This window comes from Streptococcus suis, assembly GCF_024509555.1.
Taxonomy (GTDB): Bacteria; Bacillota; Bacilli; order Lactobacillales; family Streptococcaceae; genus Streptococcus; species Streptococcus suis_AD.
Genome location: NZ_JAMWEL010000100.1, coordinates 1 through 241, shown reverse-complemented (window position 1 = coordinate 241; position 241 = coordinate 1). Strand labels below are relative to the sequence as shown.

1 protein-coding gene is annotated in these 241 nt (G+C 43.6%); it reads right to left on the bottom strand.

Features of this window, described 5'->3' with window-relative positions:
• Positions 1–241 (bottom strand): thrombospondin type 3 repeat-containing protein (locus NF418_RS10500; RefSeq protein WP_256779557.1); only part of this gene is annotated, 241 nt, incomplete at both ends.

The window sequence follows — 241 nt, the reverse complement described above, 5'->3', positions numbered from 1 at the left end:
CTTCAACTACAGTTGCTGGGGTTACAGCAGAGTCTGTATTCGGTGTCTTAGGTTCTTTATCAGTCTCATCTGGAATACCATCGTTGTCATCATCTGGGTCTGTCACATCTGGGATACCATCGCCATCTGTATCACGTTGGATAGTGACTGGAACATTAACAACTTTCTCAACACCGTCTGTTGTTACAGTTACTGGAATGTTAACTGTACGAGCTTCCTCGTCGTCTTTCCAATCTGTAAT